Origin of the sequence: Pseudoalteromonas sp. BSi20480 (genome assembly GCF_000241365.1) — a bacterium.
GTDB lineage: Bacteria > Pseudomonadota > Gammaproteobacteria > Enterobacterales > Alteromonadaceae > Pseudoalteromonas > Pseudoalteromonas marina.
Window position 1 is genome coordinate 17,089 of sequence record NZ_BADX01000064.1, and the last position, 23,676, is coordinate 40,764.

Sequence of the window (23,676 nt, forward strand, 5' to 3'; positions counted from 1 at the left end):
GGGGTGTATTTATTTTTATATTTTATATCAGATGTTTATTTTGTTTTTATTCTTTTTTATATGAGGTGATTAAATTTTTTTGTTAGCTTTTAGGTGAAATTTAAATAGCTTTTATGTATAAACCTGACCAAAAGGATATGTTTATTTTTGTGAGCTTTTTGCTTTTGAAAAGTGCGTTTACATAACTTTTTAAGTTACAGATGTGTGAATATTTAATTGGCTAGGTTGAATGCTTTTTATAAATAACAAGGTCTTTATTAGGCATGACAAATTTAATGAGCACACAATGAACCTAACACACACAAATAACGCACTCACCTTCATACTTACACTCAGCTTTGCATTACTTGGTGTATCGCTTGCTTTAGGTGCAAACCCAAACACACTTACAGCGACCTTTAGCTTTTATGAACTTGATATCTTACTCAGTGTAAATACGTTAGGTTTGCTCACAGGCACCGCTATGATTGCATTAGCTCTCGCCACTCTAGCCGCACATTTAAAATTACTAAAGCCTATGCCAGTAGCTGTTTTAGCGTTAATTGTTTGCATTGTGCCTTTACTTACTTTATTGGCCAGTAACCGTTGGATGGCGCAGTTAGGAGGCTTTCCAATTATTGGCAGTGGGCAAGGCATTATTAAATACTTTGCTGTTATTCCTTTGTATTTATTTTTGTTTTATAAAAATAAGCTCACCGACAAACAACATGTTTTTTTAAACTTTATACCGGTTGCGATGGTTTTACTGTGGATTGGCGGCATGAAATTTTATGAGTTTGAAGCTAAAGCCATTGTGGGGTTAGTAGAAACCTCACCGTTTATGTCGTGGTTATACACGGTATTTAGCGTACAAGGCGCATCAAACGTAATTGGCGGGTTTGATGTATTATTTGCAGTGTTACTCGGTGCGGGCATTTTAATTAACAATAAAAAGCTCATTATAGTGAGTGGTTTAGCATGTTTAAGTGTTTTTTTAATGACCCAAACATTTTTAATTACCGCCACCGGCGCATTAAGTTCAGGCGCGTTATTAGATCGATTAGGCCAATTTGTAATTAAAGATTTATGGTATGTAGGCAACTTAATTGTTATTGCCACTTTAATACTATTTAAACCAGCTAAATAATGTAAAGAGAACCTTATGATCAGTTGCAACCATTACGATTACATCGAAATTGCTTGTATGCACAGGCTGAATATTGAGCTTGTATTAAAAAATGGTGATAGTGTATGTGGTGTAGCAGCTGATATAAAACGCAATGCACTCAAACAAGAGTGCATTGCCATAAATGCAAGTGGCGAGCTAAAGCTCATAGAACTTACCGGCATTAGTGTAATTAAAGCGCTCACTCACAACCCGTATTTTGATAATATAAACTTTGAGGTTAATTAAATACTCCACTATAGCTTTATTAATAATGCTGCAAAGGCAGCGCTGTAAAGCCCTATTAAAAACAAACAATGTATATAATCCGCAACTTTTACTCTAATTCGCAACCCAACCCAATAACCTTATCAATACGGCTTTTGTACCTTATGAAAAGTCACTTTTATAACCCCTAATTGCCTGTTTATATTGTAGTTATTAGGTGGGATTATTAAGCTATATTATGTGTGCCGTTTACGGCAAGCGTCATATCCTTTATTTGGAGTAGTTGTTGTTAAAGTGTAGTAAGTGCAAAACAAAAAATAGTTTTAAAACTGATTTTTGGATGTCAAAAATCGATATGGTGGGATTTCTTTTTCTTAGCCTTTGTTTATCTATTCCAATAGGTTTCTTGGCTTTTTTAGCTGAAGAGTCACAAGGTTTTGCTTATTTTATAGCTTTTTTTACATTTGTTATTGCGGTAATTGGCAAGCACTATAAGGTTGTGGCACTTTTATTTGTTGAGTTGTGTATAGATTCAGCACTCTACGAAAATGGCGCTTATGAATTTAGTTTTATGGTGGCAACAGCGTTTGTTCTGACGTTTATAAAAATTGGAAGTAAAGTGTATGGCTTCTTTTTTCAGTGCGTTAACTATAAGTTCGAATTAGATATCACCTGTGGTAAGTGTAAGAAAGTTTATAAGCAATTAAAATTACCGCAGCAGGCATAGTCAGCATATATCAAGCGCATTAAAAATGGCGTTAAATGCTCTTTTGAGACTCATTCTCTGCTAATTATAGCCAAGCATTCCCCGCATTATATGCAGCGTTAGCAATCATCAATCTTAGTAAGGAGCCAACATTTGAAAAAAGTTATACTCGCTGTTGCAGTTTTAATGTCGAGCATTTCACATGCATCGGAAAATGCGAAAAGTTTTTTTGATGAATATACGAAGTTAGGTAGTAATTTTGACGTGAAAGTTGCTTCTTTATATGCAAACGATGCCAAAATTCATTCCTATCGCGTTTACCCGCATGGTAAGGAGCGTCAAATGGAAATTACGGGTGAACAGTGGAAGGTGCTTGTCCAACGTGTAATGCCATTGGCAAAAATGAAAAATGACAAAAGCACATTCAAAAACATAGCAATAAAGCCTGAAGGAAATGGCTACAAGATCAAGGCACACCGATATTCTGAAAAGAAATGTTATACCGATAAAGGCTATTATATGCTTCTAAAAAGAACGGAGAAGGGGCAGCTAGAAATTGTGGAAGAATACATGGAAACACAGCCGCAATCTGATTGCTAACCTACCACCTAGTTACATTATTAAATAATTGACGTAAATACGCCGTTTAAACATCAGTAATATTACAATTGAATATAAAAAGCAGGTATTTACTATTACTGCTGTAGCTGTAACTCATCTTGGTGATATGCGAATAAAACCTCGCAAAGTTAATCGTTAAATAGAGCAATACTTACATTTTAACCTCTGGATTACTTATTAGCTTCACTATTCTTTTAACGTTTGTGTATACAGTACAAGCGCGCTGTACATTATGCTGAGTGCTTTTGTTACATCGCTGTCGATAACAGCTTCTGCGGGGTGATGGCTTATGCCGCCAGGGCTGCGTATAAATAACATGCCAACGGGGCAAATAGGGGCTATGGCCATTGCATCGTGCCCAGCGCCAGAGGCAAGTGAAGGCGATGCTTGGTTGTTAAGTTTGCATGCGCTAGTAAATAAATGCTGAATTTGAGTGTCGCACGCTACGGCTTCGGCGGCATGAGTCCACTGCCAATCAAGCGTTAAATTGCGTTTGTTTGCTATAGATTGAGCGCTACTTTGTATGGCCCTTAGTAAGTTAGCGAGATCGGTGTCGCTCTGTGCACGTGCATCTAGGCTAATGGTGGTTTTACCAGCAATAACATTTGTAGCGGCTGGACGAGCATGAATTTGACCTACGGTGGCTACCTCACCATTACTCGCGTTTTTTGCTAGTTGCTCTATGGCAAGAATCAGTTTGGCGCAGCCTGCTAACGAATCCTGGCGTAAATTCATTGGTGTAGTACCCGCGTGGCCGCTTTGACCTGTTAAAGTGATCATAGCGCGCTTGGCCCCTGCAATGGCTGTGACAATGCCTAATGCCTGATTTACCGACTCAAGCACAGGGCCTTGCTCTATGTGGGTTTCCCAGTAACCGAGTAACTCGTTTTTGTTGAGCGCGGCTTTAGCGTAATCATCTGGGTTTAAACCAAAATCCAGCATGGCTTGGCGCATAGTAATGCCGTTTGTATCTTCTATATTTAACCACTGCGGGTCAAACTCGTTTGCCAGTGCTTTTGAGCCAATTAAAGTGGTGGCAAAGCGGGTGCCTTCTTCATCACAAAAACCCACAACATCTAAATGAAAGGGTAAATCAAGCTTAAGCGTGTGTGCAAGGGCGGCTATTTCAATACCAAGTAACACCCCTAAAATACCATCAAATGCACCGGCGTTTGGTACAGTGTCAAGGTGCGACCCTATAATTAAGCGTTTAGCGTGTGGGTTGGATGATGTTAAGCGCCCCCATAAGTTGCCTACTTCGTCTTGCCACGATTGCATGCCCGCCTCAGCCATCCAAGTGGCAGTAACGCTATTACACTCTTTGTGCTCTTTAGATAAATACACACGGTGAATGCCACCTTGCATTTGCGATAGGCTGCTAAGTGTTTTACAACGCGCTAAGGCGCGTGCAGCAAATTTATTAGCCAGCTCTCTGTTTAATAATGGCTCATGGAGTGGGCTTGCAATCGTCATGCTAAATCCTTTTTATTATTTGTAATGGGAAAGGGCGGCAATAGCGGCTTCGCCTTTAGGGCCTTTGTAACCGTTGGCATGCAGGCAGGCATCTAGGCTTGCCAATGTTTGTAATACGGCATCTTTACGGGCGTTGTAACCCATGGTGCCAATACGCCAAATTTTGCCATGCAGCGGGCCAAACGAGGTGCCAATTTCAATACCAAAGTCGGTTAGCATTTGAGCGCGTACGTGGTCAGCATTAATGCCCTCGGGTATATAAACACCCACTACGTTGTTCATTTTATGGTTTAAGTCGCCAAATACGTTTAACCCCAGCGCTTGAATACCCGTTAGCATGGCATCGCCGTGTAACTTGTGGCGGGCAACGCAGTTATCTACGCCTTCTTCAATAACAATGCGAGCACATTCTGATGCGCAATACAGCATGCTGGTGGCTTCGGTGTGGTGGTTAAGGCGCTCCTCCCCCCAGTAATTCATGATCATGCCTAAATCAAAGTAGTTAGAGCGTACAAATGGCTCGGTGCCGTCGGTATGCTCCGCGGTGCGAATCCCCGCTTCTACTTTTTTACGCTTTTGGATCCAATTAGCGCATTTATCGCTTAGTGTTAATGGCGCAGAGCCAGACGGGCCACCTAAACATTTTTGCAAACCAACCGACAGCGCGTCGAGTTTCCACTCATCGGCGGGTAAATCGTTACCCACAATTGAGGCGGTGGCATCGCAGTAAAATAATACATCGTGCTTTTGGCAAATATCACCAATGTGTTCAAGCGGCTGGTTCATGGTTGTAGAGGTATCGCCTTGCACCATGGCAAGTACATGGGGTTTTACATCAACAATGGCTTTTTCTATTTGTTCGGGGGTAAATACTTCGCCCCAGGGTACGTCTATGGTGTGTACCTTTGCGCCTACGCGCTCGGCTATTTCAGCAAGCAAGTGGCCAAAGCGCCCCATAATTGGCACCAGCACTTTATCGCCCGGGCGTAAAATAGAGCATAAAACGGCTTCTATTCCTGCGCGCGATGTGCCATCAACTAACATGGTCCATTCGTTTTTGGTTTTAAATATTTCGCGATAGCGGGCCATGGTTTCGTTCATAAAACCGGTCATTACTGGGTCGTATTGACCAATTAGCTGCGCCGACATAGCACGCAGGACGCGTGGATCTGCATTAATTGGCCCAGGCCCCATGAGTAAACGCTGCGGCGGGTTTAAAGTTTGAATTTGCGTGTTGCTAAACATGTTTTAGGCTCCGATTGTCTGAATAAGCATGCGAATGCCCGTTATCATTAATACAACGGCAAAGGCGCGTTTTAATTGTTTTTGGTCCAGCTTGCTACCAATTTTTACGCCAATAGGCGCAAACAAAATAGTAAGTGGAATAATAAGTAAAAAGGCAGGGAGGTTAACTAACCCCCACGTACCTAGGGGAGCATCGGTTGGCGTGGTGCCAATACTTAATAAGGTAACTACGCCCGGTAGGGCAATCAATAAGCCAAATACAGCTGCAGTGCCTACTGCAACATGGGCACGTACGTTAAATGCGTTAAGCATGGGCACGCCAATTGTGCCGCCGCCAATGCCTATCATTACCGATAAGCCACCGACAATACTTGCCATTATGCCTTGGCCAAATTTACCCGGTAATTTACTTACAAGGGCAGGGGCGCCGGCTCTAAATAACATGTTAAGGCTGACTAAAATAGCAATACACGCAAACATAAGTACCAGTGCATTACCGCGTATTGAGTGCGCTAAGTAGCTGCCTACAACGGCCATTACTAAAATAAACGGCGCCCAGTATTTAATTAAAGCAAGATCAATGTTGCCCTTTGCATGGTGCGAGCGAATAGACGAAATAGACGTAGGCACTATGGTGGCAAGCGATGTCGCGGTGGCTATCATCATGGCCGTCTCAGGGCTTACGCCAAACCCTTGCAGTAAAAAATACAGCACAGGTACGATAACAATACCGCCGCCTACACCAAAAAGTCCTGCTAAAATTCCGGCAAAAATACCGGTTGCTATTAAGGCCACAATAATTGGCCATTGATTCATTATTTCTGTCATGTGTGTTCCTACTACGTTGATGAAACAGTTGCACGGCCATCAGAGCGAGGATCCGTTGCAGCTTCAAGGGTTGTAGGTGTATCTAAAATAGCACCCGCGTGACCCATCATTTCGTTGTTGTCTTCGACACTTACCCAGTCGTGGCCACGTTTATTTAATTCATTGTCTATTTGGGCAGCGAGGCTGTGTTCTATTTTTAAATTTGTGCTGGTGTCGCCCCATGTGCGGCCCAGTAACCAGCGCGGATCGCTTACCGCTTGGTTAATTGACTTATTTCGCCACGCGTATCCGGCAAATACAGCGGCTTGAGTTTGTGGTTGGCCTTCACCACCCATAGTGCCGTAGGCAAGGCGTCTGCCATCGTCAAACTTAGCCATAGCCGGGTTAAGGGTATGTGCTGGGCGTTTATTTGGCGCTAGTGCATTGGTATCTTTAGTGTTTAAGCTAAAGCTTAGCCCGCGGTTATTCCATACAAACCCGCCTTCGCTCATGAGTATGCCGCTACCAAATTCCCAGTAAATACTTTGAATAAAGCTCACTAGTTGGCCGTTTTTATCGCGTGCTGCCATCCAAACGGTATCGCCGGGCTGGGCATCAAACGGCCATTTTTTAGCGGTATTCATATCAATATTGTTGGCAAGATCGCTTAATCGCTCATCAGTTAATGCGTTTTTATAATCATCGCCAAGCGCTTTAAGGTCGGCCCAAAGCGTTGGGCGGTGCGTAAAGCTTTGCTTGGTGGCTTCTACAATTAAGTGGGTCCAATCGGCCTCGGTGTTAGCTTTGTGTTTTAGCTTATTAACGGTACCAATTATTTGTAGCGAATGTACGCCTTGAGTAGGTGCAGGTAAGTTATAACAATTAATACCCGACAAATTAGCATTTAGCGGGCTTACTACATCGGCTTGCGTGTTGGCAATATCATTTGGGGTAATAATGCTGCCAGCTTTGGCTAAATCGGCTGCAAACGATTCGGCAAGTTCGCCTTCATAAAATGCATTTAAGCCATGTTTAGCTAAATGCTCAAAGGTATCGGCAAGTTTTGGGTTTTTAAAATGTTGGCCTGCTTTTAACGGTTTGCCATTTGGGATGTATAGTGCTTTAAATGCATCATTTGTATTGGTAACCGTCGCGAGTTTTTCACAGCCTGCTTGCAAACTTTTGGTAACAGTAAACCCTTCGCGGGCAAGTTTGATAGCTGGGGCTAAAATAGTACTTAGCGAAAGGGCTGCGTGCTCATCTAATTCAAGGGCTTTTTGCCAGCCACGAAGTGTAGCCGCTTGAGTCAATGCGCTTAAACCGCCACGATCTGGTATTTGTTGCTCATTGCTGTAGGCGCTGATGTCGTTTGGTGCACGTCCGCATGCATCAATTGCGGTGGGTGTGCTTTGGTTTGGGTTGTCAATAAGCCAAAAACTGTCGCCACCAATTGAGTTCATATGTGGGTAAACCACGCTAATAGCAGCGGCTGCTGCAACCATAGCCTCGGTGGCTGTGCCGCCTTGTTTTAGTATTGAGGTGCCTGCCTCGGTCGCTGAGAAGTGCGGGGCCGTAAAGGCAATGTTGTGTGCGTTCATGTGAGAGTTTCCTGTTTAAAATATGCAGCTAGTTGTGTTGCGCAGGCAAGTAAGCTTTTATCGTTATTGTGGCTCATCATGAGTGAAAACCCATATGGATGGCCATTTGCTAGATTAGCCAATGGTAAGTGAACTTGCGCCGAGCGGCTCAAGCCCGCAATAGCCGATAGCGTAATTATTTGCATGCGTAAGGCGCTTGTGTCGGCGCCCAATTTAGGTGCGGTTGTTGGGGTTGTTGGCAAAAATAAGCAGCTAGTTGAATTTAGGTTTTTAGCAATTAATGTTTGCCATTGGGTTTGAACGTTAAGTGCTTCTTTTTCTTCTTGGGCGGTTAGTGCCAATGCCATTTTAAAACGGGCCGCAATTGCCGGAGCAAACTGGGGAGGGTGCTCCGGCAACTGAAGCCAATCTTTGTGCACTTTAGCAATAGCACGTCCTTGCAATATTCTAAAACTATCAGCGAGTTCGCTTAATAAGCTGATGTTAGGTAGTTCAAAATTTTTGTGGTGTTTAAAAAAAGGTTTGGTTTTTTTAAGCAGTTGTTTAAGTGGTGCTTGTAAAGCTGGGCTGACTAGCTCAAATAAGGGCTCACAAATAACCAAGGTATTTACACTATTAATAGCTCGGTTTGATAACAGTACATTGCCTACTTTTTCTAATAGTTCTGCGCTTTGGGTAAGCCAACCAATGGTATCAAAAGGCGGTGCTAGCGGGATTAGGCCGTCTTTTTCAATTAAGTTATGGCTTGGCCTAATACCAAATAAACCGCAATAACTTGCGGGTATTCTAATAGAGCCTCCGGTATCGGTGCCCAACCCGATGTCAGCTAAATTGCCGGCTACTGCGGCGGCTGATCCCATACTAGAACCACCGCATGCATGCCCTTTTATTTTGGGGTTTTGTGCTGCGCCATAGTGAGTATTATTACCTTCTAAGCTATAGGCAAGCTCGTCGGTATGGGTAAAACCTTTAAAAATACAGCCTGCATCCATTAATTTGTTAACACTACTTGCTGTTCGCTGGGCTAGTGGATGTGTTTTAAACCAGCAGGGATTACCTGCACTGTTTTTTTGCTTTTTAACGGCAAATACATCTTTTACGGCTAGGCGCTTAGTGCTTAGTATGCCCGTTTGACTTGATTGCCAATTACTGGGTCCATGGTCACAAAATATACCTGTGTTTTTATTTTTTAATTGCGTGTTCATTTTGTAACCCATCTACATAAAACTGACCAAATGGTTATTTACTAATTTTAAATTGAGTAAAAGAGAATAGTGTTGTTATTTTTTTCAGCTCTCTACGTAATATCTTATTTTTATTAACTGAGCACTAATTGTACTTTGCATCGGTGGTTGTGGTTTTAGCGAACTTAATACAAGCAAAAGAAATGCCAAAAGTAAATTCCTGTCCGATTGGTCAGGTTTTTGGGGGTTGCAGAGGGGGATTTATAATTTTGAAGTTTTAAAGTGGGTGTTTTTAACCGCAAAACAAACCAACTTGGTGCATTGCTGCACCAAACTGGTTGTTATTATTTACACGAATTTATTAAATAAGGGGGGCTTTACTAATTATTAGGCCATTAACGTCGCCATACAGCCAATCGTTTGGTGCTATTGCGGTACCCAGCATATTAATAACTTGGTCTTGATCGCCAAAACCGCGCTTAAGTGTGCTACGAGGGGTTGAACCAATTGCCATTACAGGTAAATTCATAGTGGCAAGTATTTCTATATCGCGGCAACAACCATTTATTACAACACCTTCCCAGCCATTTTGTAGCGCGCGTTCGGCCATAATGTCGCCAATAAAAGCAAAACGTTTGCTAGCAAACCCATCAATTACTAACACTTTCCCTTTACCATCTTGATGGAGAACATCGGCGGCAAGCGAGTTGTCTTCTGGGCAGGTTACCGTTACTGCTTGGCCACTAAAGGTGGTTTTTTTACCAAAGTGGCGCAAGCCACTATCTGCTACTTGAACCGAGTTGCGGTGATCGTCGAATAGGTCAGGGGTTGTAAAGTTTTCCATGTGTTAGGCCTCGTTTGGGGCGGGTATTTTTAAGCCAATACCTTTTAAAATTATGTGGGCAATTGATTGTGTTATTTGTGCCACGTCGGTTTCGTCATATTCTAATTTATTCATAACTAGCAGTACTTCTGCTTGAAAGTCTGCGTAGTATTGTGTTGTTGACCAAATAGTAAATAAAAGGTGATGGGGATCAACTTGGTCTATTTTTTTTGCGTCCATCCAGGATTGAAACACATCAATTTTTTGTTTAACCCAAGGCCGTGTATTTGTTCTAAAGTAGTTTTGTAAATAGGGGGCGCCACGCAAAATTTCATTGGCAAATAAACGAGACTGAAGAGGTTGGTTTACGGCAAGTATTACTTTACTTTTTATGTAGTTATAAAGCACTGCTGCGGGGTCGTCTTCAGCGGTGACGTTATCAAGGCCTAAGTTCCAATTTGCTATTATTCTGTCTATTACCGCTTCGTAAAGGCCATCTTTGCTTTTAAAGTAATACAGTATGTTAGCTTTTGGAACGTTAGCCTCTTTTGCAACCATGCTCATGCTTGCGCCGTCATACCCATTAAGAGAAAATAATTGCTCGGCGGCATTTAATATAAGCAGTTGGTTTTTTTCCCGAGTGACTTCTTTTTTATTTGGTTTTATTTGTGTGGTCATTATTGATTGTGCGTGTTTAACGTGTTGATTGATTGTAGCTTTACTGACCGAAAGGTCAATTACTAAAGTGGCTTTAAATTTAACAGCACGTAAATATGCTTAGGTATGCAGAGGTTAGATGGAGTTAGCAGGTGTGTGTTTAGCGTGTAGGGAGCTAAACACACCATGGTGTTAAATACTATGTTTATTTAGCCAGTCTAGTGCTAAAGGCCATAAAGCGGCAGACCTTTTACTAAAAAACTTCATATGGCCAATATCTTTCAGGTTATATTCACTGGGCGTTAAATGTAGCGTTTGTGCGTTAAGTTTTGGAAAAACAGAAAGCATATCAGCAACATTATCGTTATTTGCTATATCATCATCGCTGGCATTAATCCAAAGCGAAGGCATGACTAGTTCATTATAAAAATGTTGAAATACTGTATTGCCAAATGCTGATTTAACATACCCTTGTGCGTTACACCATTTTTGCCACTGTTGAGCTACGCCTATAGGTAAAGGCTCGCCCATACCAAACCATTGTGATTTAGTATGGCCAAATAGTGCATTACTCACCGGAATAACCCCATTCATAAAAAAGTGTGCTTTAACCTGATACGCCAAGCGCATATTGGTTAACTTGCCCGACGAACACGCAAAGTTAAACAGTGAGCTGAGTTGAGTGGCATTGTGCATTAAACCTACTAGCTGCCCGCCGGCACTGTGACCTATCAAATGGTAGTGGGTATTCGGAAATGTTTTCTGAAGTTGTTCTAGCACTGCGGGCATATCCTGCTCGCCCCACGATTGCAAATTCGCTTTACTATTTTTAATGCTGCCTTTAAGTGATTGGCCTATCCCGCTGTTGTCAAACGTAATAACGGCAAATCCATTTTGCTGCAAGTAAGTAGCAAAGTTTGCATAAAACTGCTGCTTAATCCCCGTTGCAGGTGCAATCATTACTGCGCCTTTTATGGTGCCTTCTGGTTTAAATACATGCGCGCTTAATGTTTGCCTGTTATTGCAGGTAATAGTGATGTGATCAAAGTGTGGTGTGGCCATTAGAGTTATTATTTTCCATATAAAGTACACAGGTGAAAAGAATAGCTGGTTAGACCAGTAGAGGCAATAATACTATTTTTCCCGTGTTCATGTCCTAATGGCAAAAAATACAAAAACAAGCTATTTTGCGTCACTATTCACCTGCGCTAGTAAGTCGAGTACTTTTTGTTGACCAAAAGTTTGTGCAAATTGCTCTGCTGTTTGGCCGGCTTTGTTTTGATGGGCGTTATCGCAATCAAGGCTGACAAGTGCTTTAGCAATGCTAAATTCGCCTCTAAATATAGCGGCCATTAGGGCCGTATTGCCATGCTTATCTTCAAGGCAGGCATTAGCGCCTAACTGTAAAAGCGTGTTAACCGTGCTTTTATTACCGTGATAAGTGGCAATCATTAGCGCGGTGTAACCTTTGTTGTTGTAACTATTAATAGGAATGCCAGCATCAACAAACTGCGTTATTACGGCGGTGTCGTCAGTACGTGCGGCAGCAAAGTAATATGCAAGTAAGCTGTCGTATTGTGCTTGTGCGGTTGTTGGCTCATTCACAGTATTTTGTTGTTCATTACCAAGGCTTGAAAAGCTCATTACTAAAGTAAATATAATAAGGAATTTACGCATACGGTTTACCTTTTAAAAAAAGAGGAAGGAGAGTCGATCCTTCCTCTTGGTTGGGTAAAATTATTAAAGTTTAGCGGCTAATTGTTTAACCATTTTAATATCGCCATTTACGGCTTTAGTTAAACGTGTACCGTACTCGCTGTCGGCTTTGTAGAAGTAGCTGAGCATTTTGTGCTTTACTTTGCTGTCTTTCACTTTGCCTAAATCGCCAGCTAAGTTGTCAACTAAGTTAGTGCGCTCTTGCTTACTAAAGCCACGGTAAAGTACGCCAGCTTGTGCGAAGTTTTGCTGCTTTTTAATCGCGGCTTGTTGTACAAAACCTTTAAGTTCAGTGTTACTTCTGCGTGCAATTGGGTTTTCTGCAACGTTTTCGTGACTTGGTTGGTAGTTCACATTACTTGTTGTATTACCGTAGTTCATTGCGCCGTCTTGGTTGTAGTTAACCACATCAACTTTTGCGCGGTTAATTGGCAATTGTTGGTGGTTAGCACCTAAGCGGTACATTTGTGTATCTGAGTATGAAAACACACGCCCTTGTAATAGTCTGTCTTCAGATGGCTCAATACCCGGGATTACATTTGCCGGTGCCATTGCAACTTGTTCTGTAGATTGAAAGAAGTTAGTTGGCATACGGTTTAAGGTCATTGTACCCACTTTTGTTTCTTTAACGTCTAACCACATTTTTGTTGCATCTAATGGGTTGTAATCAAAGTCGTCTAACTGCGATGGGTCAAGTGTTTTAATGTATAGGTCCCACTTAGGGAAGTTGCCTTTACCAATTTCGGTGTACAGGTCGCGTGTTAAGTGTTGAAAATCTTTTCCTTGTACTTCGGCTACTTCTTTTGAATCTAGGTTGTCGATACCTTGTTGGCTTACCCAATGAAACTTAACGTATTTAACATCGCCTGATTTATTAATCATTTTATATGCATGTACTCCCCAACCATCCATTTTACGTAAGCTTGCTGGTGTACCGTAGTCGCTGTATACCCACGTTAACATGTGAGTAGAGCCCGGCTCGTACGAGAAAAACTCAAATAAGCGGTTAGGATCTTGAATGTTATCTACCGGAGATGGCTTTAACGAGTGAACCATATCTGGGAATTTAATCGCGTCACGGATAAAGAACACAGGTAAGTTGTTACCTACTAAATCCCAATTACCTTGGTCTGTGTAAAATTTTGTAGCAAAACCACGAGGATCACGCAGCGTTTCAGGGCTACCTTTTGAGTGAATTACTGATGAAAAACGAACAAATACGTCTGTTTCTTTACCTGCTTCTGCAAATGGCGCCGCAATTGTTAAATCGTCTAGTTCTTTTGAGGCTACAAACACGCCGTGTGCGCCAGTTCCTCGCGCATGCACTACACGTTCAGGGATACGCTCGCGTGCAAAACGTTGCAGCTTTTGAATTAGGTGTACGTCTTCAAGCAATACACTGCCGCGCTCACCGGCGGTCATTGAGTTTTGATTATCGCCAACAGCTGCGCCGTTGTCCTTTGTAAGAGTGGTAACCGCACTTGCAGGTAATGCCACTGCAAGGGCTAATGCGCTTAAAGTTAATTTAGTTTTTGTTGTGTTTATTTGAGTTTTCATTGTCGACCTCATTATTTAAAAGTGCCGGCAGTGTTGCTGGCTGTTTAACTGTTAGCGAGTGTATGGGTTAAATTTATTTCGGTAAAATTGATTGTTTAGATTGTAATAATCACAAAAGTAGATTGGAATCTGCAGTAAATACACTTGCTGTGAATACGGCATGCGATTTTAGTCGTGACAGCTAAAATCAAAACTAATGAAAATCAACAGCTTTTGTATTGAGGTGTTGATTATTTGAACTATGTAGCGAGTTTTTAAGTTCACACCGTGTTGACATATCATAATAATAAAGAGAATATGCTCACTCTATGGGCTTATGCTCAAAGTTGTGTTTGCATAAAACTAAATGCAATAAGATAAAAAATGAACCCTAAAATTGAATTGGTTATTTTTGACTGTGATGGCGTTGTAATTGACAGCGAAGTTTTAAGTGCGCAAGTGCTCATCGATATGCTTGTTGATAAAGCGGTGTTTATTGACCGTGCTTATGTACAAGAACATTTTTTAGGGTGCAATTTTAAAGCGGTTACTCAAAAGATAGCTGATGCTTTTAATGTTGAATTGCCAGAGCGATTTGAAGCTGATTATAGAAATGCACTTTTACATGAGTTTGAAACAGCCCTAATGCCCACAAATGGCATTAAAGAGGTATTGGCTAATTTAGCTACACCTAGCTGTATAGCAACTAGTAGTAGCCCTGCACGAACAGAAAAGGCATTAAGCGTCGTTAAATTGAGTCATTATTTTGATGAGGTGTTTACTTCAAGTGAAGTAAAAAATGGCAAACCTGCGCCGGATTTATTTTTACACGCCGCTAAAAAAATGGGGGTTAACCCAGCCCATTGCTTGGTAATAGAAGACTCTATAGCGGGCGTGAGTGCGGCGCTTGCCGCAAACATGCAAGTACTTCATTACAGCGGTGGAGGGCATATGCAAGGAGCTGTTAATTTTGTTCACAAGGCATACCCCGAGGTTGCTCATTTAACAGCTTGGAAAGCGTTTTATGAAATGTATCCAACCCTAAAAATATAAAAACAGCGTTGATTTAGTCCCACACTGACATGAATGACGTTGTTTAAGAATTTTCGAGGTTGTGTGCTTAGCCGCACACACAACTAAATGCACGTTTTTGTGATTATTATCGTGTTAAAACAATAGGAAGTACCATGGCAACGAGTCCACACACACACACATTTAAAGATGTAAACGAAGAGCAACTTCCCGTTGCTAATAATAAGCTTCATGGTTGGAAGCATTTTGCCGGATTATACGCGGGTGAGCATGTTGCAGCCACTGAGTTTGTTATTGGTGCAACATTTGTTGCACTGGGTGCATCAACCATCGACATTTTACTAGGTCTATTAATTGGTAATTTATTAGCAATGTGTTCTTGGTGGCTAATTACAGCGCCAATTGCAGTAGAGACGCGTTTAAGTTTATATAATTATTTGAACAAAATTGCTGGTAACTCAATGACTAAGCTCTATAACTGGGCTAACGTCATTATTTTTAGTGTTATATCGGCGGCGATGATTACGGTATCGTCCACTGCGGTTCGATTTTTATTTGATATTCCCGCACAGTTAGATTGGTACCCAAATAGTTTAGCGTTTGTGGGTATTGTTTTAGCCGTTGGCTCTATTGTTGTATTTGTGGCTATGTATGGTTTTTCTACTGTAGCTGACTTTTCTAAAATTTGTGCACCTTGGCTATTTGTTATTTTTATAGCGGGCTCGTTTGCACTTTTCCCTGAACTTTCAAATCATGTAATTGGGTCAACCACTTTAACCAGCTTTAGTGACTTTATGACCATTGGCGACTCATCCATATGGACAGGTACGAATGCAGAAGGGGAGCAGGGAATTGGCCTACTAGAGGTAATTGGTTTTGCGTGGGCTGCTAACTCTATTACTCACTTTGGTTTAATTGATATGGCGATTTTTAGATTCGCCAAGCGCAAAAGCTATGGTTTGTTCTCGGGCGTAGGCATGTTTTTTGGTCATTACTTAGCGTGGATCTCTGCCGGTATTATGGGTGCAGGTGTTGCGGTATTACTTAAAACAACTATTTCATCACTCGATCCGGGCGATGTGGCTTACCACGCATTAGGTTGGACTGGGTTTGTTATTGTAATTATTGCCGGTTGGACTACTGCTAACGCAAACCTTTATCGTGCGGGGCTTGCGGCGCAATCTATTTTTGTAAACCACTCTCGTGAGCGCACAACCGCTATTGTAGGGATTGTGACCGTAGTTATTGCATGTTTCCCGTTCGTATTTTCTCAAATGCTACCTTTACTTACTTATGCTGGCTTATTGGTTGTGCCTGTTGGGGCGATTGTATTTGCCGAGCATGTATTATTTCCTAAAATTGGCTTAACGCGCTACTGGGCTAAATACAAAAACAGAACTCGAAGTGTGCCGGCCATTGCGTCTTGGGCGTTAGCGTTAGTGTTTGGCTTTGGTTTAAATGCGCTAGATGTTATGTCGTTTTATTACTTATTTATACCTACCTGGTTTTTTACCATTGTTGTTTACACGCTGTTAGCGAAAAAGTATGGCGCTGGTGAAGACTACAAACAACATATAGCTGCCGAGGAACAAGAGCAACGTGATATTAAAGCGTATCAAGCAGCGCAGGCGAAAGACATTCCAAAACCTGTAGTTGATGGTTCTATGTTTACTAAAGTGCTTAATGCGGTTTCGACTATTTCACTTGTCATTATCTGTATATTTGCAGGCCAAGTCATGTTTTTTAGCGACACAATGAGCATATATAGCGCAAACAAATTGCAGTTTGAGATAGCGTGTTTCATCTGTACGGTTATCTATTTTGTTACCGCTTATTGGTCCTTAAAACGCCATAAAGCGCTCAATGCTGCATTGTAATTTACACGTTTTTTAATTTTTGTTTTAGTAAGGCCGCACCATGACACAACATCACACTAATGCCCTTGTTAAAGGGCTAAACCAACAAAGCTTGGCATATATGCCAAGCCATGTAGACACCCCTAGCTACGACCGCAGTAAAGTAAAAGCAGGTATAGTTCACATTGGCGTTGGCGGTTTTCACCGTGCTCACCAAGCCATGTATATTAATGAGTTATTAAAAACGCCAGGTTCTGAGCAATGGGGTATTTGTGGTGTAGGCTTGCTTGAAGCAAATCGTGGACTTCGCGATGTATTAAAGCAGCAAGACTACCTTTACACATTAACGGTAAGACACCCAAATGGGACAATAGACAATACCGTTATAGGTTCTATGATTGATTTTTTGTTTGCGCCTGAGAACAAACAAGCTGTTATTAATAAGCTCGCACACCCTGATACTAAAATTGTGTCTTTAACTATTACTGAAGGCGGATACAACTTTAACCCAGTAACGGGTGAGTTTGATTATGCAAACCCAGACATAATTAACGACATTAATAATCCAAACGATCCTATTACTGCATTTGGATATATAGCAGCTGCGTTGAAGCTACGTAAAGAACAAGGCCTTAATGCGTTTACAGTACAGTCGTGCGATAACATTCAACATAATGGCAATGTAACGCGCAAAATGTTACTCGCTTTTGCCGCAGAGCAAGATGCAGCATTAAGTGAATGGATTGCTGCTAATGTAATGTTTCCCAATGCTATGGTAGACCGAATTACGCCAGTATCTAAACAAAGTGATATTGACTACGTTGTTGATGCTTACGGTGTTAGCGATGAATGGCCAATAACGTGTGAATCGTTTACACAATGGGTAATTGAAGATTCATTTTGTGACGGGCGGCCAAATTGGGATAACGCTGGTGCTCAATTTGTAAAAGATGTAACCCCTTTTGAAACCATGAAAATTCGCTTATTAAATGCAGGCCACTCAGTACTGGGTTTACTGGGGTCTGTACATGGCTATGGCACAATTGACGAAACAGTATCAGATCCCTTATTTGCAAAGTACTTACGTGCGTTTATGGATAAAGAAGTAACGCCTAACCTAGAGCAATTAGAAGGCATTGATCTTGAAATCTACAAAGACACACTTATTGAGCGTTTTGCAAACCCTAATATTAAAGACAGCTTATCGCGTATTTGTTCGGAGAGTGCAGCTAAACTACCTAAGTTTTTAATTGCCACTATTAACGAAAACCTAGCGCAAGGGCGAGATGTATCACTAGCTACACTCGTTATTGCTGCATGGTGTTTTTATAGCGACAAAGGGGAAGATGAGCAAGGCAATACGCTTGAAGTCATTGATGCAATGCAAAGCGAGCTTCATGAAGCTGCTGCTAAAACGACGACTGATAACCTTGCATTTTTATCGCTAACAAGCTTATTTGGCGATTTAAACACGCAAAGCGCCTTTACGTCTCACTACAAAAACAATGTAGACGCGTTATACGCACCAGCAAGCAAAATAAAAGCAATTATGAAAAACGTGCTTGAGCCTAAAGGTAACTAATAATGAGCATTTTAATTGATTCTAAACAAGGTAAAGACGTAAGCGTAAGTTGTTTTGGCGAAGTGCTATGGGATTGTTTTGCAACAGGTAAACGCTTAGGTGGTGCACCATTAAACATGTGTGTGCGCATTAACTCATTAGGTATTAAAGCCGACATGATAAGCGCAGTAGGTAACGATGAATTAGGTACTGAGCTTCTTGGCGAAATTAAAGCAAAAGGCGTTAGTTGCGATTATATTGCCGTTAATAACGACAAAAAGACCAGCACCGTACAAGTTACTTTAGACAAAAGTGGTTCAGCCAGCTACGAAATAGTCGCTGATACGGCATGGGACAACATTACTCTTACTGATTCACTTATTGAAAAAGTAAAAGCCAGTGATGTATTTGTATTTGGCAGCCTAATTGGCCGCAGTGAAGCTTCACTTGCTACGCTAAACCAGCTAGTTGATGTAGCTAACTTTAAAGTGTTTGACGTAAATTTACGCGCCCCGCATTACACATTAGACACGCTAGTAGATTTAATGAATAAAGCAGATTTTATCAAGTTAAACGATGAAGAGCTTTACGAAATTGCCAAAGCAATGGGGTGTAAGTTCCATTCGCTTGAGCAAAACCTAGCATTTATTGCAGAGCAAACTAACACTGAATATTTATGTGTAACCAAAGGCAGTCACGGCGCACTGTTAACTGTTAAGGGCCAAAATTATTATAATTCAGGCTATTTAATTAGTGTTGTAGACACAGTGGGCGCTGGGGATTCATTCTTAGGTTCATTGATATATCAGTTATGTAGCAGCGATTGTGCTCAGTATGCGGTTGATTTTGCCTGTGCGATAGGGGCTATGGTTGCAGAAAGTGCAGGTGCTACACCTACATTGACTCATGAAAAAATTAACGAATTTATGCGTCCTCTTTAAAAAAATTGTGTGTTGAAAGCGGCTTAAGCAATATGCTTAGCCGCTTTTTTTTGCCTAAAAATAGTGTGGTAAACATACATTTTGAACGTTTAGACAGCGGTATTCGTCAGGTTTCTAAACGAGTTATCAAATTACTTCATAAAGTGAACAAATCATGAACGATTGCGACTAAGGTATTAGCTAAACGTCTAATTGTTTGTAATAAATAGCTTTGATATTGTTCCAAAGTTATTAAGTCACATTTATGCGAAGCGATACACACTGCGCTTCTAAATACCCATACAAAAGAGAAACGTGCTTTATGATTATCTTTTTTATTTGCCTCACCATATTAATTCTGGGATATAAGTTTTATAGCCCATTTGTAGAAAAACAAGCAGGCATGGATTCAACGGTTGATACACCACAAAAACGCTTTAGTGAAGGTGTTGATTACGTGGCTATTCACCCTGTTCGTGCTTTTTTAATTCAATTTTTAAATATTGCGGGTGTGGGTCCAATTTTTGGCCCTATACTGGGCGCTTTATATGGTCCGGTTGCGCTCGTATGGATTGTGTTAGGAAATGTATTAGGTGGCGCTGTTCACGACTTTTTCTCAGGTGTAATGAGTATAAAAGAAGACGGTAAAAGCTTACCTGAAATAGCTGGTCACTATTACAATGTTGTATTTAAAGGCTTTATGCTTATTTTCACCGCAATGCTGTTATTTTTTGTTGGTGTAGTATTCATAATGAGCCCAGCGGGTTTACTTAGTAACTTAAATTTATTTGAAGGTACATTTTTAGCCAATAATACTTTTTGGGTATTGGCTATTTTGGCTTATTACTTTTTAGCGACGCTGCTACCAATTGATAAGATCATTACACGTTTTTACCCTATTTTTGGTTTGTTAATGATTGTTATGACAGTCGCTGTTGCCGTGTCGTTACTTATTAACGCGCCACATTTACCGGTTGCTGGCGACTTTTTGGCGTATTTTGAAGCCGATCACGCGCATGACTTTTTAGCACCAAACCCCGACGGGTTACCAACTTGGCCCCTATTATTCATAACCATTACCTGTGGTGCTATTAGTGGTTTTCATTCAACGCAAGCACCTATTATTGCTCGTTGCTTAACAAACGAAAAATATGTACGCCCGGTGTACTACGGTGCCATGATGTGTGAAGGCATTGTTGGTTGTGTTTGGGCATTGGCTGGTATTGCGGCTTTCCCTGAAGGTTATGCTGGTTTAAAAGCAATGCTTGATCAAGGTGGTCCAGGCTTAGTTGTAAACCATATTGCAAATAGTTACTTAGGTGTATTTGGCGGTATTATGGCAATTATTGCGGTTGCTGTTTTCCCTATTACCTCAGGCGACACCGCATTTCGTTCACTGCGCTTAACGGTAGTTGATGCCTTTAATATTCCGCAAAGTATACGTAATCGCCTGTTGTTGGCTTTACCTATTCTAACTATTGCTTACTTTATGACCAAGTTGGATTTTTCATTAATTTGGCGTTACTTTGCGTTTTCAAATATGTTGCTTTCTACCAGTGTACTATGGCTTGCTACTAAGTATTTGTTTGACCGTGGCACCTTTCATTGGATTGCAAGTATACCTGCGGTTATTGCAACGGCTGTGACCTTGTCGTATATCACAACAGCTGCAATTGGCTTTAACTTATCGAGCGATTTAGGTAAACCCATAGGTGCAGGGGTCGCGGTGGTTGGCCTGATCATACTTGCCATCGTGCATGCTAAGCATAAAGCGAGCCCAGCAGTTTAAATTATTTCCGTGTAAAACTAAAAAGCGAGCTAATTAAGCTCGCTTTTTTATTCGTCAAATCGTCTGGTTAAATACTGTCTCGCGTTGCTAAATCAAAGTAGCTGTGATCGTCGAGTGTTTTACTGATCATCATCGCACCCTCAAGCATACTTACCGTTTGAATAGCTGCTTTTTGTGGGTTTATTTCACCGTTGACCGAATGCGCTGCGCTTAGCCAGGTTAAATTTTGAGTGAAAAAGCGCTTTACTTCTTCACGTACTTTTTCAGGTAAGCTGTCACTCTCGGCGCCAAGTAAACCGCATAAGCACATTTTTTTATCGGTCACCAATGCGCCCCTAAATAGCGACGTATAAAAGTCGATAGGATTTTTTCCTTGCGCTTTTAACTCAGCGGGTTCCCCTAATGAAAGCAAAAACGCATCAGTATATTGATGTGCAAGCTCTGCGCCTAAGTCGGCTTTAGTTGGGAAGTGATAATGTACACTGGCGCTTTTTATACCTACTTCGTTAGCAAGTTCTCTAAAGCTAAAATTGCTGTATCCGCCTAGGCGTACTTTATTCTCTGCCGCTTTGAGTAGGGCCTCTTTTTTGCTCATACATCTTCATCCTATTGTTGACCATAAAATTATCGACCAGTAGGTAGTTATTTTCAAGCCTTATTATTTTTATAAATAAAATATTAAGTTTCATGCGGTTAGCAACTACTCTGCTTATGTAGTTATTTTAAAGTTTGACTTAGTTTGGTATAAAGAATATAAATACCTATCAGTAGGTAGTTAAATTAAAAAAGGTCACACTCAATGAAAATTTATGATGTAGAAAACTTTCCAAACCCGCTTCGCATTCGTATTGCGCTAGCAGAAAAAAATGCGACAACTGAAGTTGAATTTATTGCGGTTGACTTGCTTAATGGTGAACACCGGACAGAGGCTTTTATAGCTAAAAACCCATTAGCTGGTGTGCCAGTATTAGAGCTTGATGACGGAACATTTATATCAGAATGCACAGCAATTACTGAATATATTGATGCTGCTTTTACAGGACCATCATTGATGGGCATTTCGGCAAAAGAGCGCGCAGTAATAAATATGATGCAAAAACGTGCTGAGTCTATGGTACTTGATGCTGTTGCAACGTATTTTCATCATGCTACTGATGGATTAGGCCCAGAGCTTGAAACATATCAAAATATTGCATGGGGCGAAAAGCAAGGTGAAAAGGCGCGTACTAACTTAAATTATTTTAACGATATACTTGCTAAATCAAGGTTTGTTGCGGGCGATAATTTTAGCATTGCCGATATAACTCTTTATGCTGGATTAGTGTTTGCTGGGTTTGCCAACATTGCGCTACCGAGTCATTTAACTCATTTGCTAGCGTGGCAAAAAGCAGTTGCAGCTCGACCAAGCGTAGCGGGCTTATAAGTAAAAGTGGGTTCAATAGGCCAATTAAACTCGGTATATTGAGTTTCATTGGCAAAACAAAAATTTAAGGGGCAAGCATGAAAATAGCAGCCGATTTTAGTCAGCGTATAGTGGTGAACAGTAATACATTACCGTGGGTAAAATCGCCTATGGCAGGCGTTGATAGGCGACCTCTTGATCGCATAGGCGATGAGGTTGCGCGTGCAACGAGTATTGTTCGTTATGCACCAGGTAGTGAGTTTTCGCCACATGTTCATACCGGCGGGGAAGAGTTTGTTGTGTTAGAAGGTGTTTTTCAGGATGAACATGGCGATTTTCCTGCTGGCTCGTACATTAGAAACCCGCCGCAATCACAACATAAGCCGGGTTCAAAAGAGGGATGTATTATTTTTGTTAAGCTTTGGCAGTTTCAGCCACAGGATAGAACACACGTTCGGTTGCAAACTCACTTTATGGGAAGCGTTGAACACTCAACACAACAAGGGGTTGCGGTAACACCTTTATACAAAGATGAGTTTGAGGAAGTTAGCTTAATTCATTTAGCGCCTAATGCGCAGTTTGTTTTAGATGCTGAGTGCGGAGCTGAGTTGTTAGTAATTGAAGGCGCCGTAACAGAAGGGCAAGATTTGCTTGAAAAAAGTAGCTGGTTGCGTACGCCTGTAAATTCTAATGTTTTAGCAAAAGCAGGCAAGCTGGGTGCGAAGTTATGGGTTAAAGAAGGGCATTTAAACGATGTAGATAACCAAATTGCACGAGTGCAGCAAGCTTAACTAACTTAAGCTCAGCTTAAATACGGTTTTGCTGATTTGCTTCATCATTGATTAATATAAAGTGCTTTATGCTCAAAACTTACTATAAGAATGAGCAAATGTAATGGTAAATTTAACTCCTAGTTTAACACTTGATATAGAAGGCGCTGGACGCGAAATTTTTATAACGTTAAAAGCCGTGGGTAATTTAAAGCACGCTGATTACAATGCAATCACCCCTAAAATTGAAGCCGCGCTTTTAAAGGTAAACAACCCGATTATTAATTTATTTATAGATGGCATTGAGTTAAAGGGCGTGGGTTTTAAATCGATATTTGACGATTTGAATTTAGGGATAAAGCATAATAAAGCGCTAAGTAAAGTAGCTATTTACGGTAATAAAACATGGCAAGCAACCGCTGCAAACATTGGGAATCGTATTATTTGTGGTGAAATGGCTTACTTTGAAAATGCCACTGCGGCAATTGATTGGCTTGAACACTAGTTTTAAATGGGCCTATTATTTTGGGTTTAGGCTAGTGTTATTAGACTAAAGTCTATAGGTTAGATTTCTTCACTTATTAGTTTTTTTTATCGTTTGTCGGTTT

23 protein-coding genes are annotated in these 23,676 nt (G+C 41.1%); 12 read left to right on the plus strand and 11 right to left on the minus strand.

Annotated elements, in window-relative coordinates; all coding sequences use genetic code 11:
• The first annotated feature begins 286 nt into the window (after positions 1-286).
• From P20480_RS11965 to P20480_RS11955, 4 genes are all read left to right on the plus strand, one after another.
• Positions 287-1,126, plus strand: a complete 840-nt coding sequence (locus P20480_RS11965) for a DUF417 family protein (protein ID WP_008128526.1) — start codon at positions 287-289, stop codon at positions 1,124-1,126.
• Positions 1,127-1,141: 15 nt separating this feature from the next.
• Positions 1,142-1,393 carry a Rho-binding antiterminator gene (locus P20480_RS11960; RefSeq protein ID WP_033025257.1) on the plus strand — a complete coding sequence of 84 codons (252 nt, stop codon included), beginning with the start codon at positions 1,142-1,144 and terminating at the stop codon, positions 1,391-1,393.
• A 319-nt stretch (positions 1,394-1,712) separates the two neighbouring features.
• Positions 1,713-2,099, plus strand: coding sequence for a hypothetical protein (locus tag P20480_RS17885; RefSeq protein ID WP_138739542.1), 387 nt, complete (start codon positions 1,713-1,715; stop codon positions 2,097-2,099).
• A 132-nt stretch (positions 2,100-2,231) separates the two neighbouring features.
• Positions 2,232-2,678, plus strand: a complete 447-nt coding sequence (locus P20480_RS11955; protein ID WP_008128531.1) for a hypothetical protein — start codon at positions 2,232-2,234, stop codon at positions 2,676-2,678.
• Positions 2,679-2,885: 207 nt separating this feature from the next.
• On the opposite strand, the gene P20480_RS11950 is transcribed toward P20480_RS11955, so the two are convergent.
• The 10 genes from P20480_RS11950 to P20480_RS11905 form a co-directional block, all read right to left on the minus strand.
• Entirely contained in the window at positions 2,886-4,172 is a 1,287-nt protein-coding gene (locus P20480_RS11950) for an allantoate amidohydrolase (protein ID WP_008128532.1), read from the minus strand.
• A gap of 15 nt (positions 4,173-4,187) precedes the next feature.
• Positions 4,188-5,417 carry a pyridoxal-phosphate-dependent aminotransferase family protein gene (locus P20480_RS11945; RefSeq protein ID WP_008128534.1) on the minus strand — a complete coding sequence of 410 codons (1,230 nt, stop codon included), beginning with the start codon at positions 5,415-5,417 and terminating at the stop codon, positions 4,188-4,190.
• Positions 5,418-5,420: 3 nt separating this feature from the next.
• Complete coding sequence (locus P20480_RS11940; RefSeq protein WP_008128536.1) at positions 5,421-6,245, minus strand: sulfite exporter TauE/SafE family protein; 825 nt, start codon at positions 6,243-6,245, stop codon at positions 5,421-5,423.
• 11 nt (positions 6,246-6,256) lie between these two features.
• On the minus strand, positions 6,257-7,822 hold the full coding sequence (locus P20480_RS11935) for a gamma-glutamyltransferase family protein (protein WP_008128539.1): 1,566 nt from the start codon (positions 7,820-7,822) through the stop codon (positions 6,257-6,259).
• On the minus strand, positions 7,819-9,027 hold the full coding sequence (locus P20480_RS11930) for an amidase family protein (RefSeq protein ID WP_008128541.1): 1,209 nt from the start codon (positions 9,025-9,027) through the stop codon (positions 7,819-7,821). Before P20480_RS11930 ends, P20480_RS11935 begins: the two co-directional genes overlap by 4 nt.
• 340 nt (positions 9,028-9,367) lie before the next feature.
• Positions 9,368-9,850, minus strand: coding sequence for a putative 4-hydroxy-4-methyl-2-oxoglutarate aldolase (locus P20480_RS11925; protein WP_008128543.1), 483 nt, complete (start codon positions 9,848-9,850; stop codon positions 9,368-9,370).
• Positions 9,851-9,853: 3 nt separating this feature from the next.
• Positions 9,854-10,507, minus strand: a complete 654-nt coding sequence (locus P20480_RS11920) for a TetR/AcrR family transcriptional regulator (protein WP_006792620.1) — start codon at positions 10,505-10,507, stop codon at positions 9,854-9,856.
• Positions 10,508-10,678: 171 nt separating this feature from the next.
• Complete coding sequence (locus P20480_RS11915; protein WP_008128547.1) at positions 10,679-11,548, minus strand: alpha/beta hydrolase family protein; 870 nt, start codon at positions 11,546-11,548, stop codon at positions 10,679-10,681.
• A gap of 120 nt (positions 11,549-11,668) precedes the next feature.
• Positions 11,669-12,130: an ankyrin repeat domain-containing protein gene (locus P20480_RS11910; protein WP_370587916.1), complete on the minus strand. Its 462-nt coding sequence runs from the start codon at positions 12,128-12,130 to the stop codon at positions 11,669-11,671.
• Positions 12,131-12,226: 96 nt separating this feature from the next.
• The gene (locus P20480_RS11905; protein ID WP_008128553.1) at positions 12,227-13,759 is read right to left on the minus strand and encodes a catalase; all 1,533 of its coding nucleotides are present in this window, start codon (positions 13,757-13,759) and stop codon (positions 12,227-12,229) included.
• 363 nt (positions 13,760-14,122) lie between these two features.
• Here P20480_RS11905 and P20480_RS11900 point away from each other — a divergent pair, with 363 nt between their 5' ends.
• The 5 genes from P20480_RS11900 to P20480_RS11880 all read left to right on the plus strand — a co-directional run bounded on the left by P20480_RS11900 (position 14,123) and on the right by P20480_RS11880 (position 20,896).
• On the plus strand, positions 14,123-14,791 hold the full coding sequence (locus tag P20480_RS11900; protein ID WP_008128555.1) for an HAD family hydrolase: 669 nt from the start codon (positions 14,123-14,125) through the stop codon (positions 14,789-14,791).
• Between the two features lie 134 nt (positions 14,792-14,925).
• On the plus strand, positions 14,926-16,647 hold the full coding sequence (locus tag P20480_RS11895) for a purine-cytosine permease family protein (protein ID WP_008128557.1): 1,722 nt from the start codon (positions 14,926-14,928) through the stop codon (positions 16,645-16,647).
• 40 nt (positions 16,648-16,687) lie between these two features.
• Positions 16,688-18,208, plus strand: coding sequence for a mannitol dehydrogenase family protein (locus tag P20480_RS11890; RefSeq protein WP_008128559.1), 1,521 nt, complete (start codon positions 16,688-16,690; stop codon positions 18,206-18,208).
• 2 nt (positions 18,209-18,210) lie between these two features.
• Positions 18,211-19,128: a carbohydrate kinase family protein gene (locus tag P20480_RS11885; RefSeq protein ID WP_008128560.1), complete on the plus strand. Its 918-nt coding sequence runs from the start codon at positions 18,211-18,213 to the stop codon at positions 19,126-19,128.
• A 301-nt stretch (positions 19,129-19,429) separates the two neighbouring features.
• On the plus strand, positions 19,430-20,896 hold the full coding sequence (locus P20480_RS11880; protein ID WP_006792628.1) for a carbon starvation CstA family protein: 1,467 nt from the start codon (positions 19,430-19,432) through the stop codon (positions 20,894-20,896).
• Between the two features lie 67 nt (positions 20,897-20,963).
• Here the strand turns inward: P20480_RS11880 and P20480_RS11875 are convergent, their stop codons facing one another.
• Positions 20,964-21,491 (minus strand): TetR/AcrR family transcriptional regulator, encoded by a 528-nt coding sequence (locus P20480_RS11875; protein WP_008128564.1) that lies wholly within the window; start codon positions 21,489-21,491, stop codon positions 20,964-20,966.
• Positions 21,492-21,695: 204 nt separating this feature from the next.
• On the opposite strand from P20480_RS11875, the gene P20480_RS11870 reads away from it, so the two are divergent.
• The 3 genes from P20480_RS11870 to P20480_RS11860 all read left to right on the plus strand — a co-directional run bounded on the left by P20480_RS11870 (position 21,696) and on the right by P20480_RS11860 (position 23,573).
• The gene (locus P20480_RS11870) at positions 21,696-22,319 is read left to right on the plus strand and encodes a glutathione S-transferase family protein (RefSeq protein ID WP_008128566.1); all 624 of its coding nucleotides are present in this window, start codon (positions 21,696-21,698) and stop codon (positions 22,317-22,319) included.
• A 77-nt stretch (positions 22,320-22,396) separates the two neighbouring features.
• On the plus strand, positions 22,397-23,089 hold the full coding sequence (locus P20480_RS11865; RefSeq protein ID WP_008128569.1) for a cupin domain-containing protein: 693 nt from the start codon (positions 22,397-22,399) through the stop codon (positions 23,087-23,089).
• Positions 23,090-23,192: 103 nt separating this feature from the next.
• The gene (locus P20480_RS11860) at positions 23,193-23,573 is read left to right on the plus strand and encodes a SpoIIAA family protein (protein ID WP_008128571.1); all 381 of its coding nucleotides are present in this window, start codon (positions 23,193-23,195) and stop codon (positions 23,571-23,573) included.
• The last annotated feature ends 103 nt before the right edge of the window (positions 23,574-23,676 follow it).

Excerpts from the sequence above, each read along its gene's own strand:
- P20480_RS11860 (WP_008128571.1), top strand. The coding sequence starts at position 23,193 with ATGGTAAATTTAACTCCTAGTTTAACACTTGATATAGAAGGCGCTGGA.
- P20480_RS17885 (WP_138739542.1), top strand. The coding sequence starts at position 1,713 with ATGTCAAAAATCGATATGGTGGGATTTCTTTTTCTTAGCCTTTGTTTA.
- P20480_RS11890 (WP_008128559.1), top strand. The coding sequence starts at position 16,688 with ATGACACAACATCACACTAATGCCCTTGTTAAAGGGCTAAACCAACAA.
- P20480_RS11930 (WP_008128541.1), bottom strand. The coding sequence starts at position 9,027 with ATGAACACGCAATTAAAAAATAAAAACACAGGTATATTTTGTGACCAT.
- P20480_RS11910 (WP_370587916.1), bottom strand. The coding sequence starts at position 12,130 with ATGAGCTTTTCAAGCCTTGGTAATGAACAACAAAATACTGTGAATGAG.
- P20480_RS11920 (WP_006792620.1), bottom strand. The coding sequence starts at position 10,507 with ATGACCACACAAATAAAACCAAATAAAAAAGAAGTCACTCGGGAAAAA.
- P20480_RS11900 (WP_008128555.1), top strand. The coding sequence starts at position 14,123 with ATGAACCCTAAAATTGAATTGGTTATTTTTGACTGTGATGGCGTTGTA.
- P20480_RS11940 (WP_008128536.1), bottom strand. The coding sequence starts at position 6,245 with ATGACAGAAATAATGAATCAATGGCCAATTATTGTGGCCTTAATAGCA.
- P20480_RS11895 (WP_008128557.1), top strand. The coding sequence starts at position 14,926 with ATGGCAACGAGTCCACACACACACACATTTAAAGATGTAAACGAAGAG.
- P20480_RS11915 (WP_008128547.1), bottom strand. The coding sequence starts at position 11,548 with ATGGCCACACCACACTTTGATCACATCACTATTACCTGCAATAACAGG.
- P20480_RS11870 (WP_008128566.1), top strand. The coding sequence starts at position 21,696 with ATGAAAATTTATGATGTAGAAAACTTTCCAAACCCGCTTCGCATTCGT.
- P20480_RS11950 (WP_008128532.1), bottom strand. The coding sequence starts at position 4,172 with ATGACGATTGCAAGCCCACTCCATGAGCCATTATTAAACAGAGAGCTG.
- P20480_RS11885 (WP_008128560.1), top strand. The coding sequence starts at position 18,211 with ATGAGCATTTTAATTGATTCTAAACAAGGTAAAGACGTAAGCGTAAGT.
- P20480_RS11965 (WP_008128526.1), top strand. The coding sequence starts at position 287 with ATGAACCTAACACACACAAATAACGCACTCACCTTCATACTTACACTC.
- P20480_RS11925 (WP_008128543.1), bottom strand. The coding sequence starts at position 9,850 with ATGGAAAACTTTACAACCCCTGACCTATTCGACGATCACCGCAACTCG.
- P20480_RS11960 (WP_033025257.1), top strand. The coding sequence starts at position 1,142 with ATGATCAGTTGCAACCATTACGATTACATCGAAATTGCTTGTATGCAC.
- P20480_RS11905 (WP_008128553.1), bottom strand. The coding sequence starts at position 13,759 with ATGAAAACTCAAATAAACACAACAAAAACTAAATTAACTTTAAGCGCA.
- P20480_RS11875 (WP_008128564.1), bottom strand. The coding sequence starts at position 21,491 with ATGAGCAAAAAAGAGGCCCTACTCAAAGCGGCAGAGAATAAAGTACGC.
- P20480_RS11880 (WP_006792628.1), top strand. The coding sequence starts at position 19,430 with ATGATTATCTTTTTTATTTGCCTCACCATATTAATTCTGGGATATAAG.
- P20480_RS11945 (WP_008128534.1), bottom strand. The coding sequence starts at position 5,417 with ATGTTTAGCAACACGCAAATTCAAACTTTAAACCCGCCGCAGCGTTTA.
- P20480_RS11865 (WP_008128569.1), top strand. The coding sequence starts at position 22,397 with ATGAAAATAGCAGCCGATTTTAGTCAGCGTATAGTGGTGAACAGTAAT.
- P20480_RS11935 (WP_008128539.1), bottom strand. The coding sequence starts at position 7,822 with ATGAACGCACACAACATTGCCTTTACGGCCCCGCACTTCTCAGCGACC.